Genomic DNA, 15971 nt, shown 5'->3' with positions numbered 1-15971 from the left:
GAGCTTTTCCAATAAAAAGTTATTAATTTCTTGAGATGGAAGGGAAGAAGCGATGGATGATAGACAATTGATTTTTGATGCAACAATTATAAATTGCTATACCGAAAATGATGTTGTTACTATTGGCATTGGAGATGACGAGATTGCGCCTAACAATTATATTATAATATCTAGACTTGATGAAGATGGAGTAGACACTAATGATTCTATTGGATTTCAAACTAGTGAGTCATCAAGAGAGTATGCTAATGCAATAAATTTAGTTAAAGTGAAAAAACATTTAATAGAAGTGAGAATTACTGAAGACAAAGTGAAGGAAATTGGAGTTTCGGTTATAAAAATAAGCTTTAATCCAAATAAAGTGGATATGAATTTGTTTTTCAATTATTTGCGGAACATTTTTATTGGGAGTTCTGTGATAATTAATATTACAGATTTTTAATGACAATATTGGCATTATCCTAACTAAAAAGAAATGATACTTGAAAGTCATAGTAATGAATTGAAAAAACAAAAAATGTTTGAGGAGAATATTTATATGGATATATTTTTGAAATTAGATGCTTTTTTTGAAGAGTTTGTTGAGTTGAGGGGATTACCTGCGACGTCGGATCAAATAAATGAAGCTCAGAAACTCTTGAATGTGCAGTTTAACGAGCAATATATTAATTTTATAAAGCGGTTTGGTGGTGCATTTGCTGGGATAAGTATCCATGCATTTAGTAATGAGTCATTAATTGGCAAAGCGACAGTAGTCGATTTCACGTTAAAGTTTAGAGACACTTACGGAGAAAGTGTCCCGAGGGAATTAAGAAATAGTTACGTTATTTCAGATGACGGTTCGGGAAATCCAATTTTAATGGATACGGCTGGGAAAATAACTATCTATTTTCATGACTCTGGAGAAAGCGAGTTGTTGTATAATTCGCTACAAGAACTATTGGCTTCAACTATACTGAAAATCATATAAAAAATCCAACTAACTTAACTTTAAAATAAACAGGAAACTCTCTTAAGCCATCTTTTTTCGCAAATGGCTATAAAAAGTTTCCTGTTTTCTATTTACTAAATTTTATACAAATAAGCGCAATTAGAAGCAATACGATACAAAATATTGGAAATACAAGTATGGATCCGGTGTGAAAAACTCCGATTAAAAACGTACAAATACTGACAATTACATAGTATCCTAAGCTTAAAAAGGCACCAGCCGTTCCAGCAACTTCTTGAAATTTTACTAATGCTAAGCTTAAACAATTTGGTAGTGCCATGCCGATTCCTACTAAGATAATAGAAATGAAGAGAATATACATTATTACTTGGATTTTTAGCGGGAGTAGGGCAACTGTGCTAAGGGCTGTAGTGCCAAACAGGGCTAGTAAAATCCCTTCTTTAATTATTTTATGTGGCGAATTCTGTTTTAAGCGCAGATTAGAGAGCCAAGCGCCCAGTATCGTTGCTGCGGCCACAGCACACCCCATAAAGCCATACTGACTCTGGCTAAAATGAAACTTCTCCATGAAAATAGTTGGTGCTTCTGAATAGTAACTAAACAAAATTCCATTGAAAATCCCAATTAATACACCAAAAGAAGTGGTATAGCGGTTATAAATCATTTTTTTACCAATTACTAGCATTTCCTGTACGCTAAACGAAGTAGTTGTAACAGTGTTAGTTTCTGGCAATCGTTTTAAACTCCAGAAAAACAGCGCCATCCCCATAATTACTAAACATAAAAATACTGCGCGAAAGCCGTAAAATTGTCCGATAAATCCACCAACTAATGGACCGATTGCGGGTGAAAATGCTAAGGCAGCTGATATTTTTGCAAAGAGCTGATGGCGATTTTTACCATGATAATTATCTCGTAAAATTGTTTGTGTTGTAACAGAACCCGTACTAGCACCAAAAGCTTGAATAAAACGGCCGATAAAAAGCACTGTAATATTACTAGAAATAAGGCAAACCAGGCACCCAAGAATATAAATAAATATCCCAAAGTTCATGGCTTTACGTCGCCCTAGATAATCTGAACTCACTCCCCAAAAGAATACACCAGCGGCAAAAGCAAGAAAGTAGATGCTTAAAGTCATCTGAGCCAGATTTAATGAGATACCATAGCTTGTGGCAATTTCAGTCAAAGAAGGTGTATAAATAGTTTCACTAATTTGCGGAAAACCAACAAGACAAACGAGTAGCGCCAAATTGATTTTCTTTGTTTCGATGTTTTTTTCCATAAAAAACTCTCCTGAATTATTTATTTATCTGGGAAAAAAACATCCTTTACAGGGAAATGGTGGGACCATGATTTTAATACGCTCATAAAAATTCATGTAGTCACCCCTTTCTATTTTAAACGGATAATTGTTCCGTTTTTTGTTTCAAGTTTATTGTAGTATAGATGGGTGGAAAGATAAAGTGGTGGAGTTGATTTGTTCTGACTTCCTAGTAAAAGAAAAGCTGGCAAAATTAGTATGTTAAAAATTTTATCTAAAAAATCTTCCAAAACGTCATTGACAGCGATTTCATATGGTGTTACTATATCCATGAGGCTTGTTACCGGTAATGCGGGCAATACCAGATATTAGTTTTTTTGGCTGATATGTGTGGTATTGCTCTTTTTATTTTGCTTCAAATAGGTGGTGATTTAGTTGAGAATTGAGAGGATTTTTAATAATAATATTGTAAGTGCGATTAGCGAGGATGCGCAGGAGTTACTGATTTTAGGAAAGGGGCTTGGCTTTAATTCTAAAGTGGGTGATCCAATTAATGAATCGAAAATCGAAAAAGTTTTTGAGTTGAAGGACGATACAATTGATAAGTTCAAAATGATTGTAAATGAAATTCCAATACAATTTTTAGAAGTAACTGATGATATTGTGAAGTTGTTCAAAATGAAAACAACAAAAGATATTAGTGATGTTATCTATATTTCTCTTTCGGATCATCTATACTTTGCCACGCAACGATTACAAGAAAATGTAGTTATTGAAAACCCGCTTTCATGGGAAGTGAAACGCTTTTATCAAGAAGAGTATGCAGTAGCAAAAGATGCTGCAAAAATGGTAGAGGACAAGCTTAAACTGGAGTTGCCAGAAGCCGAAATTTCTAACATAGCGCTTCATTTTGTTAATGCTGAAGTGGATAGTGATATGAATGATGTCACGCACATTATGCAATTGATTCAAGAAATTATTTCTATTATTAAATACCATTTTAACATTGAATTTGATGAGGAAAGCACGAATTATTATCGTTTTATGACGCATCTTAAGTTTTTCTGTCAGCGCGTCATTATTGGTGAGACGATTGACGAAATGGATGAGTTTCTCTACCAAACAGTCAAGAAAAGTAGAACAGTAATTTTCGAATGTATTGAAAAAATCGGTCTGTTTTTGGAGAAGAATTATCAGTTTACTATGAGCCATTCAGAACAATTTTATCTCGCGCTTCATATTGAACGACTTTTAAAAAGAAAAAATAACTAATAGGCTTGTTACCGCTACTGGCGGGCAATACCTGGATGATTGTATGCTTTTTTAGGTGCATTACATTCAGGTTTTTCTATTATATTTAGGAGGATTAGCATGGACTATAATCAGTTAGCAAAAGAAATTATACAGGCAGTCGGTGGTAAAGGAAATGTAAATGAGGTTTATCACTGCATTACGAGATTGCGATTTCAATTAAAAGATCAATCGAAAGTAAATGAGCAACAATTAAAAGATTTAGATAAAGTGATGGGGACGAATATTGCTGGAAATCAATTCCAAGTAATCATTGGAAATGACGTACCTAAAGTATTTGACGCATTAGTAGAAGAAAATCCAGCTTGGAAAAATAAAGAAACAGCGAATAAAACAACGCGCCAAAAAGGAGTAAAAGGATTTTTCTCGAATATCTTTGATGCACTTTCAGGAGTGTTTGCTCCGATTCTTCCTGCGATTGCGGGAGCTGGTTTAATTAAAGGTTTTATGGCGTTATTTGTTTCACTTGATTGGTTGGCGACTAATACAGAAACATATCGTATTTTAATGGCGATTGGGGACGGAGTATTTTACTTCCTACCAATTTTAGTTGCTGTTAGTGCAGCTCGTTATTTCAAAGCAAACATGTTTGTGGCACTCGGAATTGGGGCGGCACTGCTTTATCCGGACTTAACTGCTTTACTTAGTGCAGGAAAAGTGCCACATTTCATCGGATTACCAGTAACTCCAGTGACTTATGCTTATTCTGTTATTCCAATTTTACTAGCAATCTGGATTATGTCTTATGTGGAAAAATGGGTGGACCGAATTATTCCAACCTCTTTAAAACTGTTATTTGTCCCATTAATTACAATGTTTATCGTAGTTCCTTTGACACTCGTTGTGATTGGGCCACTCGGTACATTCGTTGGTGATGGTGTATCTGGGGGCATTAACTGGTTATTAAATAATGGTGGTGTCATTGGCGGTATCTTAATTGGTGGAGCGATGGCAATTATTGTTATGACAGGTATGCACTATGCAATTGTACCTTTTGTCATTAGTAATTTAGCAAAATATGGTTATGATAAATTTTTACCGTTAACTTATATTTCAAATATGAGCCAAGCGGGAGCAACTTTCGGTGTGTTTTTCCGAGCAAAAGATAAAAAACTGAAATCATTAGCATTTTCAACAGGTTTAACAGCATTAATGGGTGTAACTGAGCCAGCAATGTATGGGATAAATGTGGTATATAAACGTCCTTTCATGGCTTCATTAATTGGTGGGGCTGCTGGTGGTGGTTTTGCAATGATGTTTGGTGTAAAAGCTTATGTTTTAACAGGTAATGGTGGTATTCCTGGCCTTCCTGGTCTTGTTGGGGATACTTTCGTTTACGCGCTAATAGCAATGGCTCTAGCATTCATCGTAGCTTTGATTTTTTCTTATATTTTCGGTATTGATGAACAGCTGGTAGAAGCAACTCCTGTAGTAGAAAAAGTAGCAGCTGGGACAGAAATCTTGCAAGCACCTGTTGCTGGTGAATTAGTAAAAATGAGTGAAGTAAATGATACTACTTTTGCAGACGAAATTATGGGTAAAAGTATTGCGATTAAGCCAAATGAAGGTAAACTATATGCTCCAGCTAACGGCACTATCATTTCGCTTTTTAAAACAAAACATGCGATTGCAATGCAAACTGATAATGGTGCCGAAATATTGTTACATGTAGGCATTGATACAGTGAAACTTGATGGTAACTACTTCACGGCTCATGTTACGAATGGCGATGTAGTGGAGCAAGGCGATTTATTAGTAACGTTTGATATGGAAAAAATTGCAGAAAAATATGATACAACAACTATTATGGTAGTTACAAATACCAATGAATATTCATTGATAGAGAGTAAAGATAATGGTGCAGTAACAAAAGGTAATCAAGTAATGGAATTAAGGAGTGAACAAAATGAGTAATACAAAGTTTCCAGATGGTTTTATGTGGGGCGGGGCGACCGCGGCCAATCAATTTGAAGGTGGCTATAATTTAGGAGGCAAAGGGCTTGCTTGTGCGGATCTATTTACAGGTGGAACGCACACAGAACCGAGAAGAATTACGGCAAAGTTAGAAGAATCCACTTTTTATCCAAGTCATGAAGCTGTTGATTTTTACCATCATTATAAAGAAGATATTAGGTTAATGGCAGAGGCTGGATTTAAAGTATTCCGGATGTCGATAAACTGGACCCGTATTTTCCCAACTGGAAAAGAAGCAGAGCCTAATGAGGAAGGATTGCAGTTTTATGAAGATGTTTTTAACGAATTAAAAAAATACCAAATTGAACCACTAGTGACGATTGCTCATTTTGATATTCCGTTAGCATTAACAAATGAGGTAAACGGTTGGGCGTCGCGCGATTTGATTGATTATTATCTTCATTTTTGCGAAGTGATTTTTAAACGTTATAAGCATTTAGTAAAACATTGGTTGACATTTAACGAGATTAATACTTCAACAATGGAAATTGGTAATTATTTATCGCTTGGGATTCGTCATGCGGAGGGAGATTTTCTTCATCAAAAAGACGATCCGACAGTACGATACCAAGCGCTTCATCACCAATTTGTTGCTAGTGCAAAAGCAGTAAAACTTGGACATAGTATTAATCCGGACTTCATGATTGGCTGTATGATTGCATATATGCCACGTTATCCGCGCACTTGCGAACCATCCGACGTCTTGCTAGCTAAGCAAACCGAAGCAATGCACAGCCATTTCTGTGGCGATGTCCATGTCAAAGGTTATTATCCTTTTTATGCAAACACATACTTTAAAGATAATGGTATTACGATTGAATTTGCACCAGAAGATGAGCAAGTTTTGCGCGAAGGAACAGTTGATTTTTACACATTTAGTTATTATTTAACACTTTGTGCGTCCAACGATCCAGCTTATAAAAATTCGGGTAAGAGTGTTATCGGTGGTGCTGAAAATCCTTATTTAAAAACAAATGATTGGGGAATGCAGACGGACCCAGTAGGACTTCGGATTGCGCTTAATGACTTATATACTCGCTATAATATTCCGCTTATGGTGGTAGAAAATGGCTTAGGCGCTTTTGACAAATTAGAAGACGATGGGACAATTAATGATCCATATCGTATTGATTATTTCAAAGAGCACATTCTCCAAATGCATAAAGCGATTCAAGATGGTGTTGATTTGATTGGCTTTACTATATGGGGTTGTATCGACCTTGTAAGTGCATCTACAGGCGAAATGGCAAAACGTTATGGCATTATCTATGTTGATAAATATGACGATGGAACAGGCGATTATTCACGTAAAAAGAAAGCATCTTATTATTGGTATAAAGATGTTATTAGCTCGAATGGTGAAAATGGATTAGAGGAGTAAAGAAAAAATCCCAACTACTAATGAAGTAGCTGGGATTTTTTTATTCAAATAAGAAATCTAAAATCTTATCCCCAATTTTTTTCTGCTCACCTTGATAAGGGAAGCAGTGCATATGCATAGCGGGGTTAAAGTTTAGCTCAATGATAGCGTGTTTATCTCGGTCAATTGTTTCACGTGGAACAATTATGTCTACTCCGCAAATTTTGGCATCGAGAACCTGTGTAGCGCGAATGGCTATTTCTTTGAAGTAATCGTCCATTTCCGCCGTATAGTCAATGCTATCGCCACCAGTGCTGACATTGGAGTTTTCGCGAAGGTAGATGGTCTCATTGGCTTTTGGAATGCTATCCCAAGAAAGTTTTTGCATGGAAAGCATGAGTGTTTCTTCTGGGCCAGTACGAATTTTTTCAAGTGGTTTTAAATGGTCGGTTCCGCGCAACGGATCCATATTTTTTTCTTCAACTAATTCGCGGACAGTATGAATTCCATCACCTGTGACATTAGCAGGAACGCGTTTTAGCACGGCTTCTACTTTGTCATTAATTACTAAAAAGCGGAATTCGTCTCCGGGAATGAATTCTTCAATAATCACAGAACTATCATAACTAAAAGCGATATTTAATGCTTCTTGGTAATCTTCTGTCGTGAATTTATTTTTAAAAATACTGATTCCCCATCCGTAGTTGGTGGACTTAGGTTTAACGACGATTTGTTTATCTTTAAATAAGGAAAATGCTTCAAGCGCTAGTGCTTGGTCACTAAAACTATCGCCGAATGGCACGCGAATGTTGTTCTCTGCTAGTACAAGCTTCGTCACCACTTTATTTTCCATCATTAAAACGGAAACATAGTTGTCTTTAGAAGTTTTACTGGCTTGTTTCACATATTCTACATGGTCACCTTTTTGGAAGCGAAGGAAGTTTTCAGCTCGGTCTAATACATCAACTTTGATACCGCGAGCGATTGCATCTTTCCAAATAATTTGTGTGGAAAGTTCCATGTCTTCTGCACCAATTAGTTTATAAGCTAGTGCTTCGGTTTCTTCCATGTAAGTTTTTGCTTGATTTAAATGGAATTCGATAAAACCTGCTGTTGCTGATTGTTCTTTCACTTGTGCCGCAATCGTTTTTTCAGGGTGTAGCAGGCGTTCTTTTTGTTTTTCGATGATTGCTTGGAAATAGGTGTCTTCTGGACGTAAGCTTTGGATGAAATCGTTCATTTTATCTAATTCCAAGAGTCCAGCGTCTGCAAGGGCCATTTCTTCGTTGTCACAGTTTTTAATTGCTGGTTTCGAAAGACCATTTAGTGCAATATTATTTTCGTTTTCATCAGCTAACTGTTGGTTGTTTTCGCATAGCTCGCGGTCTTCTGACAGTAAACCTTTGATTAAGAATAGGTGAATAAAATGAAGCGCCTCTTTAGAAATTCCATTTGGTTCAAGTGGATTTAAATCAATGGAACGAATTTCTAAATATTCCACGCCATGCTTCGCTAAACTTTCAACAGTTTGGTCAGTATGTGCGTTTTTTAATCTTATCGGGTTATAAAATTCGCGCATACTTTCAATTTTACCCGCTTCAATGTAGTTTGAGATACTCGAAATGTAAGCATCAAATGAATTGTAATCAACGTAAAGTGATTCTTTATTTTTATATCCAGCATTACTGTTACGAAGGGAAATTCCGTCGTGAAGAGCGCTGCTACCATCGCGAAGTTTCTCTTCCTGTTTGGTTTTTGTGAAATCAGCAAGATAAACAGGACTTGCACCAGTTAAATAAATGAGCAACCAACGATTTTTCATAAAATATTTAGCTACTTTTAAGTATAAGCGATTTTTAAAGTCGCGCTTCGATTCATTAGGAAGACTGATCTCATCATAAAGCCCATCAATTAACGCTTCTGGGAATGAAAAATTATAGTGAATTCCAGATAATAATTGGATTTTTTTACCATAACCTTGCGCTAAATGTTCGCGATATTTTCTATCTGGACTGTCTGGCGTTTTATATTCAGCAATAGGAATGTCCTTCTCCGCAGGCAAAATTGGCGGATTGCTAGAAGGCCAAAGAAGTTCATTTTTGGAACGTAAAGAAACAATATTATGGAGGTTTTCAAGCCAGTTATATACATCGTCAATCGAATCGGTTACTGGAGTAATCATTTCAATTTGGCTTTCCGAAAAATCAGTTTTAATGTATGGATTATCTTCTTTTGGTCCAAAAATAGCTGGATGAGGCGTAAGAGCCAGTTTTCCATCAGAAGTTACACGGATATTTTCTTTTTCCAAACCAAAATGACCAGAAAATAAAAGTTTCCGGAGAGCTTTGTTTTCTTTAAGAGAATCAAGTATTGTCATATCAAGTTTTATCATGTTTTCACCTCAGGGGTTTTAAATAAGTTCATATAAAAATATTTTACCGCAATATGTGAAATTAGTATAATGATTGGTTTGTGATTTACAGTTGCAAAGAGAATTAGTAGAAAATTTTAAAAAGTGTAGAAAAAATACTACTGAACTTATATAATAAGTGGAAGAGGTGAAAAAAATGGAGATTCGGAACATAACTAAAAAGATGGAAGACAACCTGGTTTTGAATGATATTTCATTTGATTTGAAGGCTGGGGAAATAACGGCGCTTATTGGGCGGAACGGGGTTGGGAAGACAACGCTTTTTTCGACAATGACGGGAATTTATTTGCCTGATGCGGGAGATGTATTTTTAAATGGGAAAAGTGTGTTTAAACACCCGGAAGTGAAACAACAATTATTTTTCTTAGAAGATAATATGAATCACTTTAATACATACAGTGTGCACGCGGTTGTGAAGATTTATAAAAATATTTATACAACGTTTGATGAAGGTTTTTTTAATGATGCGATGGAACAATTTGAATTACCAATGAAAGCGAAGTTAATGTCTTTTTCGAAAGGGCGAAAAGCTTTATTTTTTATTATTTTAGCTTTTTCAATTAATGTACAGTATTTACTTTTAGATGAACCGATGGATGGGTTAGATGTGATCATCAAAAAAGAGATTTTAACATTAATTACGAACACTGTGAAAGAGCGTGGCACAAGTGTGCTCATTGCTTCTCATCGACTGGATGAACTAGAGTCAGTTGCTAATCGTGTTATTGTCTTAAAAGGTGCGAGTTTAGAGTTGGATTATTATTTGGATGATATGCGTAATGATGCGTTGAAAATACAAGTAGCATTCAAAACGAAACAAATACCTGCTTTTGTGAAGGATAACGCACAATTACTATACCGAAATGGACGAATATATACACTATTAGTAACAGAAAATGCCAATGAATTTGTGGCACAATTACGATTAGAAGAGCCAGTTTTACTTGAAGAAATGCCCATTTCTATAGAAGATATTTTTACGGTGCATTTAGCTAATGACAAGATTGATTATTACGAAATTTAAAGACATAAAAGTGAGGGATGAGGCTAATAATGTTTAATCGAGGTTTATGGTATCGAGAGTGGCGCAATATGAGATGGATGCTTTTAGGAGTAGCTGTACTATTTTTCCTTGGGATTACCCTGGGACTTGTTACGGATGCAGATAGGTGGCAAAGTCAAAAGGATTATTATGAATCAAGCGCGTTTTTAAAGCAACAAAACGAAGATCCGGAATACAAGACTACAGATGAAGAAATGAAAACAAGTTTGACTGTGGTCTATCTAGCAATGCCGATGTATTCAAATTTTGTAGAAGCAGAATATAATGAATATCTGCCATTTATGTTTTATTTTCAAGTAGAGATGTTTTTTACATTAATAAAAATTGCCGTCTTTATATTAGGAGTTCTGGCAGTTATTTTTGAGCGTTATACACGTGGGAATCGTTTCACTGCCTCACTTCCGTATAAACGCACACATATTATCGGTGTTAAAATGATTATGGGGATTGCTACTATTATTTTAAGTTATGTGGCTTCCGTTGCGATTGGCTGGTCTTATTTTCTGGCGCACGTTCCAAAAGAATATTTTCAGTTAGACACATCAAAATTTTGGGTGGATATTGTTGGTGGATTATTTACCTATATTCTTATTTTCTTAGTTGCCATTTTAATTGGATTACTTATTGGTTCGCCAATTGCTGCATCGGTTGTGGCATTTGGGGTGATGTTAATACCAAATGTGTTAAATCCTACAATGGATAATTTTTATCGCTTTATTTGGCCGGATGAAGGGGAAGCAGGAATGACTAATCTTTTGAAATTTGAAGACTATATCAATGTATTTTCTCCATTTTCATTCGAGTCGCCATCTTTTAAATCTGTTATTTTTAGTGTGATTTTAAGTATACTTATGATTATTGCAAGTTTAATTTTATACAAAAAACAACATATTGAACGAAGTGGTTACCTATTTGCTTTTCCATGGGTTAAATGGCCATTTTTAGTCTTATTTTCGTTATTTGTTGGGATGGCGACGGCCAATTTAGCAATCACGGATACAGAGCTTGGTTTTATTGGTTATTTAGCTTGGGGAATAGGTGCGACAATTGCTAGTTTTATTTTAGCACTTTATATTTTGAACAAAATGCGTGGGCTTTTTCAAATGTCGAAAGCGAATTAAAAAAATAGCTTTTTTATAGTAGGCAAGTCCGGTATAATAGAGGATAGAATAAGTGAGGGAGGATTTAGCATTGACCACTGAAATAAATAAACCGCAAATAGCTGATTTAAAGGCTAATTTAACAAAGCGGAATTTGCAATACGTAATGGAAGTTGAGAAGCATTTGCGAGGAACTCATTACGGCGAAGAGCAACAAGAAATCATTATTTACGAAATGTGTGAAAAGATTTTAGCCGAACAGAAAAAAGGCATAACAGCAAGAAAATTATTTAATTTAACACCAACAGAATATGTTGTTTCTTTAGATGTAAAATCTGCACCAGTTGAGCAAAACACAGATAAATGGTGGCTTGTACTTGACGGAGGGCTCCTTGTACTTGGAGCAATGATGCTGATTTCTGGAATTAGTGCTTATTTCCAAAAAAATGCACAGACTTTAGGAATTATTGTGTTAGTGATCACTGCAGTTGTCGGTGGTTTTGCAATGCTAATCTTACGTAAATACGCATCTAACATGCGTGCCGGTGAAAAAGGCGGAACAATAAAATACTTACTAGTGGCGGTCGGGGTCATTGCGGTATGGATGTTTGTAATGACAATTGTACAAGTGACAATTCCTCCAAATATCAATATAGCGTTAAGTCCGATTGTTAACACAGTTGGTGGTGCAATTATTATTGCTCTACGTTTCTATGTGAAGAAAAAGAAAAATATTCCATCTTTGTAAGAAGGCGGATACGGACAGGTGACCTAAATTGCATATTGCGAGAAGGTCGCCTGTTTTTATTTCCCGGGAAATACTGATACAGATGAGGTGAATAAACTTATGTTTTCGTATGAAGTGATTAGGCAATTTACAGAGACAGAGCATCATTTATACCGTTACATAATGGATAATCGGGACAAAGTTATGTTTATGAGAGTGCGTGAGCTTTCAGAAGTTACACACGTCTCTCCAGCTTCTATCGTCCGTTTTACTAGAAAACTAGGGTGTGAAGGTTTCTCGGAATTCAAAGTGAAATTGAAACAAGAAGCGACACGTGAGGTCAAGAAAAAAACTGCAGATACAGTAGAAGTTTTAGAAGAATTTTTTGAGCGAACAATGAATCGTGATTATGACCAAGTGCTAGATGCAGCAGCAGAAATTATCAATGAAGCTGATTTGGTCGTCTTTTTCGGAATTGGGACATCAGGGATTTTGGCAGAATATGGCAGTCGCTTTTTTTCCAATATGAAGAAGCGGACTTTTTATATTAAAGATCCATTTTATCCTAATCCGGGAGAACAATTTAAAAATAAAGCAGTAATGATTATACTTTCTGTGTCAGGTGAAACAGATCAGGTGCTTGAGCAGGCGCAAAATATGCAGCAATATGGTAGTCGGATTATTAGTATCACTAATACAAGCCATAATACGCTTGCAGACTTATCTGACGTTAACATTCCCTATTATGTCACGCAAGAGATGGTCGATAAAACCAATATTACAACGCAAATTCCGGTACTTTTTTTACTGGAAGCAATGGCGAAGAAAAATTATAATCAAGAACAAACAGAATAATGAAAAGCGTGTAGGTTTTCGTGACCTACACGCTTTTCTTTAGCTTATTTTTTTATATACATGTACGAACTCAGTGACAACTTCTCTTAATGTTTCTGTTGTGATGAGTAGGTCTTCTGCATGGATTAAAAGTAATTGAATTTCTACTTTTTCACCGGAAGCTTCTTTTTGGATTAGTTTATGATGCTCGTGGTGACCATTTGCAAGAGTTTCGCTACCTTCTTGTAGTTTTGCTTCTGCTTCCTCGAAATTGCCTTCACGAGCCGCACGAAGCCCTTCTAAGTAACTGCTTCTCGCAGAACCAACTTGGCTAATCATGCCAAAAATGACTGTTTCCATTTCATCCATGTTTATTTTCCTCCTGTAAAAAGTGATACACTGCGCCGAGTAGGCCAGCTTGGTTTTTATGTGTAGCTGTTTCGATAATTGTGTCACGAAGTCCAAAGCTCTCCATATGATGCTTTAGCTCCGCGATAAAAGTAGGGCGGCTTGTAATTCCGCCACCGATAAAAATGTGCGTTGGATCGAACAGGTAAATTAAATTATAAAGCCCCGTACAAATCCCGGTATAAAACTCAGTAACAAGTCGTTCTGAGACGGCGTCGTGCGCGTCATAATTAGCAAAAATTTCTTCACCAGTAATCTCTTCCAAAGGGCGCCCAGTAAGTTCCGCGTATTGTCTACGAAGAACGAGCATGGTTGTAGTTTCGTTTAGGGTATATCTACCAGGCCGAAAAGCACCAGGACGTTCGCTAAACATATAACCAAATTCACCAGCGCGGAAACGACCGCCACGAACTAGCTCACCGTTAGAAAAGATCCCACCACCAATTCCAGTACCAATAGTTAAACAAAGAAAATCATCTAATTCTTGCCCTTTACCAAGCCACTTTTCAGCAAGTAGGGCACAATTAGCGTCATTTTCGATGGCAACAGGAAGCCCAGTTTCAGCTTCGAGCCATTCTTTCAAATTAAAGTTATCAAATCTACGGATAGCGCCGCCCATTGTGATAAGCCCAGTTTTCGGATTCACATAGCCCGGTGCGCTGACTGCGATGCCCGTCACATCCGTATTTTCAGCAAGAAACACTTTCATTTCTGCTAAAATTTGCTCACCGTCGCTACCACTAATTTCGGCTGATTTTGTTAAAATAATTTCACCATGCGGCAAAACGACCCCCATTTTAAGGGCCGTTCCACCGATATCAAAAGCTGCAATTTTCATTTTGTCACATCCTATTGTTCCGTTGAGGCTGTTGCATTTTTGTCCATTGCAGCATCACTCGCGGCAATTTTGTTAGATACAAGTACGAATGGTAGATAAATGACTGTTGCGACGGCAAGACAGAGCAAGCCGACCAGAAGCGCGAGCCAGTTTCCTCCTGTACCAAGGAATGGAATCAGTGGTCCTGGAGTTGTCCAAGGCACTTGATAGGCGACAGGTGGAATAAGTTTTGTTGTGATAAAGAAGTAACCAATTAACGTATTGATTGCTGGTGTAATAATGAAAGGAATAACCATAATTGGATTTAATACGATTGGTAAACCGAAAATAACTGGTTCATTGATGTTGAAAATCCCTGGTGCAAGTGAGAGTTTTGCGATATCGCGGTAGTCTGCACGGCGTGATGCGATAAAAATAGCAATCAGTAAACCTAGTGTCATACCAGATCCACCATAGTTTGCGAAGCCGTCATTTAAGCCTGCCCATGTTGCCGGGTAAGGCGCGCCCCAAGCAGATCCATGCTGTGCTACATAAGATAAGTTATCTAAGTTTGGTTCAGTAAAAATGGTGTCACGAATAGCCGCCACGGTGTTAGGACCGTGAATACCAAGCACCCAAAGTAAGTTAGATACAAGACCAATGATAATAACAGAGAAAACATTTGTACCCATGTCTTTAAGAGGTGCTTGAATAACCGTGTAAACAAGATCGTTTAAACCTTCTGGAGCGATTAACGTGATTAAGTAGTTAATGACAGAGAAAAGAATAGTAATGATAATAACTGGAATTAATACTTTAAAAGAACGAGCCACTGCTGGTGGAACTTGGTCAGGCATTTTTATCATTAAACGAGGAGATCTAGCTAGTCGGCTAAATACTTCTCCAGTAATAATCGCTACGATAATAGCAACGAAAAGACCTTGTGCACCTAGAAATTTAATTGTCATATAGGAAGCATTATCAACAACTGTGTAAGGTGTATAGACGATAAAGAATGCACCAATCGAGGTAAGTCCACAGAGCAAATCATCCTGTTTAAAGAAGATGGCGAGGTTCCGCGCGACCAAGAATACAATTAAAATCGCCATAATATTGGTTGAACCTTGCATTACTGGCGAAAATACTGCTTGTGCATCCGATAAATTAGGGAAGATTTTCCCTAAGAATAAGATTTTTGCAATAAAGCCATCAGGGGATAGCACTGCAAAGTTAATTAACGTAATAATGGAACCGGCCATAATTAATGGGAAAACTAAAATAAATGCATCACGAATTGCTGCAATATGGCGCTGCGAGTTCAATTTATTCGCTACTGGTACTAAAACACGTTCCATGCCGTGTTCAAATTTTGACATTATACTCATTTTAAAACCTCCCTATTTTAAATGAAAACCCTTTATCCAATCTCCGCGAAAGCTTTTTCAAGTACGGCTTTCCCGTTTAACATACCATAATCTTTCATATCAATCACAATGACAGGAATACGACCCTGTACAAGTTCATCTACTTGCGGTTTTTGATAACGGACTTGAGGTCCAAGCATAACAATGTCCATTTTGTCTACTACACTGCTAGCTTCTGATACTGGTAATGCTTCAATTTCAATTTCTTCCCCGATAGAGGTTGCGTGCGCTTTCATTTTAGTCACGAGTAAACTTGTAGACATCCCAGCCGCACAAACAAGTAGTATTTTTTTCATTAGTATTTCC

15 protein-coding genes are annotated in these 15971 nt (G+C 36.7%); 9 read left to right on the top strand and 6 right to left on the bottom strand.

Going from position 1 to position 15971, the window contains the following annotated elements:
* Positions 1–52: 52 nt before the first annotated feature.
* Entirely contained in the window at positions 53–442 is a 390-nt protein-coding gene (locus LWE_RS13950; protein WP_011703413.1) for a hypothetical protein, read from the top strand.
* A 96-nt stretch (positions 443–538) separates the two neighbouring features.
* The gene (locus LWE_RS13945) at positions 539–970 is read left to right on the top strand and encodes an SMI1/KNR4 family protein (protein ID WP_011703412.1); all 432 of its coding nucleotides are present in this window, start codon (positions 539–541) and stop codon (positions 968–970) included.
* Between the two features lie 88 nt (positions 971–1058).
* Here the strand turns inward: LWE_RS13945 and LWE_RS13940 are convergent, their stop codons facing one another.
* Positions 1059–2237 (bottom strand): multidrug effflux MFS transporter, encoded by a 1179-nt coding sequence (locus tag LWE_RS13940; protein WP_011703411.1) that lies wholly within the window; start codon positions 2235–2237, stop codon positions 1059–1061.
* Positions 2238–2651: 414 nt separating this feature from the next.
* Here LWE_RS13940 and licT point away from each other — a divergent pair, with 414 nt between their 5' ends.
* The 3 genes from licT to LWE_RS13920 all read left to right on the top strand — a co-directional run bounded on the left by licT (position 2652) and on the right by LWE_RS13920 (position 6882).
* Positions 2652–3488, top strand: a complete 837-nt coding sequence (licT, locus tag LWE_RS13930; RefSeq protein ID WP_011703409.1) for a BglG family transcription antiterminator LicT — start codon at positions 2652–2654, stop codon at positions 3486–3488.
* Between the two features lie 99 nt (positions 3489–3587).
* On the top strand, positions 3588–5441 hold the full coding sequence (locus LWE_RS13925) for a beta-glucoside-specific PTS transporter subunit IIABC (RefSeq protein ID WP_011703408.1): 1854 nt from the start codon (positions 3588–3590) through the stop codon (positions 5439–5441).
* On the top strand, positions 5434–6882 hold the full coding sequence (locus LWE_RS13920; protein WP_011703407.1) for a glycoside hydrolase family 1 protein: 1449 nt from the start codon (positions 5434–5436) through the stop codon (positions 6880–6882). The genes LWE_RS13925 and LWE_RS13920 overlap by 8 nt, the downstream gene beginning before the upstream one ends.
* Before the next feature lie 40 nt (positions 6883–6922).
* Here LWE_RS13920 and gshAB read toward each other — a convergent pair whose 3' ends face one another.
* Positions 6923–9253: a bifunctional glutamate--cysteine ligase GshA/glutathione synthetase GshB gene (gene gshAB, locus LWE_RS13915; protein ID WP_011703406.1), complete on the bottom strand. Its 2331-nt coding sequence runs from the start codon at positions 9251–9253 to the stop codon at positions 6923–6925.
* Positions 9254–9428: 175 nt separating this feature from the next.
* On the opposite strand from gshAB, the gene LWE_RS13910 reads away from it, so the two are divergent.
* The 4 genes from LWE_RS13910 (at position 9429) to LWE_RS13895 (ending at position 13037) form a co-directional block, all read left to right on the top strand.
* Positions 9429–10316, top strand: a complete 888-nt coding sequence (locus LWE_RS13910; RefSeq protein ID WP_011703405.1) for an ATP-binding cassette domain-containing protein — start codon at positions 9429–9431, stop codon at positions 10314–10316.
* Positions 10317–10345: 29 nt separating this feature from the next.
* Entirely contained in the window at positions 10346–11476 is a 1131-nt protein-coding gene (locus tag LWE_RS13905) for an ABC transporter permease subunit (RefSeq protein ID WP_011703404.1), read from the top strand.
* 70 nt (positions 11477–11546) lie between these two features.
* Positions 11547–12203, top strand: a complete 657-nt coding sequence (locus LWE_RS13900) for a DUF1129 domain-containing protein (RefSeq protein WP_011703403.1) — start codon at positions 11547–11549, stop codon at positions 12201–12203.
* Between the two features lie 99 nt (positions 12204–12302).
* Positions 12303–13037 carry a MurR/RpiR family transcriptional regulator gene (locus LWE_RS13895; RefSeq protein WP_011703402.1) on the top strand — a complete coding sequence of 245 codons (735 nt, stop codon included), beginning with the start codon at positions 12303–12305 and terminating at the stop codon, positions 13035–13037.
* Positions 13038–13076: 39 nt separating this feature from the next.
* On the opposite strand, the gene LWE_RS13890 is transcribed toward LWE_RS13895, so the two are convergent.
* From LWE_RS13890 to LWE_RS13875, 4 genes are read right to left on the bottom strand one after another with little or no spacing between them, the layout of a single operon-like run.
* On the bottom strand, positions 13077–13385 hold the full coding sequence (locus tag LWE_RS13890) for a PTS lactose/cellobiose transporter subunit IIA (protein ID WP_011703401.1): 309 nt from the start codon (positions 13383–13385) through the stop codon (positions 13077–13079).
* Complete coding sequence (gene bglK / locus LWE_RS13885; RefSeq protein ID WP_011703400.1) at positions 13378–14262, bottom strand: beta-glucoside kinase; 885 nt, start codon at positions 14260–14262, stop codon at positions 13378–13380. Before bglK ends, LWE_RS13890 begins: the two co-directional genes overlap by 8 nt.
* 11 nt (positions 14263–14273) lie before the next feature.
* Entirely contained in the window at positions 14274–15626 is a 1353-nt protein-coding gene (locus tag LWE_RS13880) for a PTS sugar transporter subunit IIC (RefSeq protein ID WP_011703399.1), read from the bottom strand.
* Positions 15627–15658: 32 nt separating this feature from the next.
* A complete protein-coding gene (locus LWE_RS13875; RefSeq protein ID WP_003725315.1) occupies positions 15659–15961 on the bottom strand; it encodes a PTS sugar transporter subunit IIB in 303 nt (100 codons plus the stop codon).
* Between the last annotated feature and the right edge of the window lie 10 nt (positions 15962–15971).

Origin of the sequence: Listeria welshimeri serovar 6b str. SLCC5334 (assembly GCF_000060285.1) — a bacterium.
Classification (GTDB): Bacteria; Bacillota; Bacilli; order Lactobacillales; family Listeriaceae; genus Listeria; species Listeria welshimeri.
This window is presented reverse-complemented; position numbering and strand designations above follow the sequence as displayed.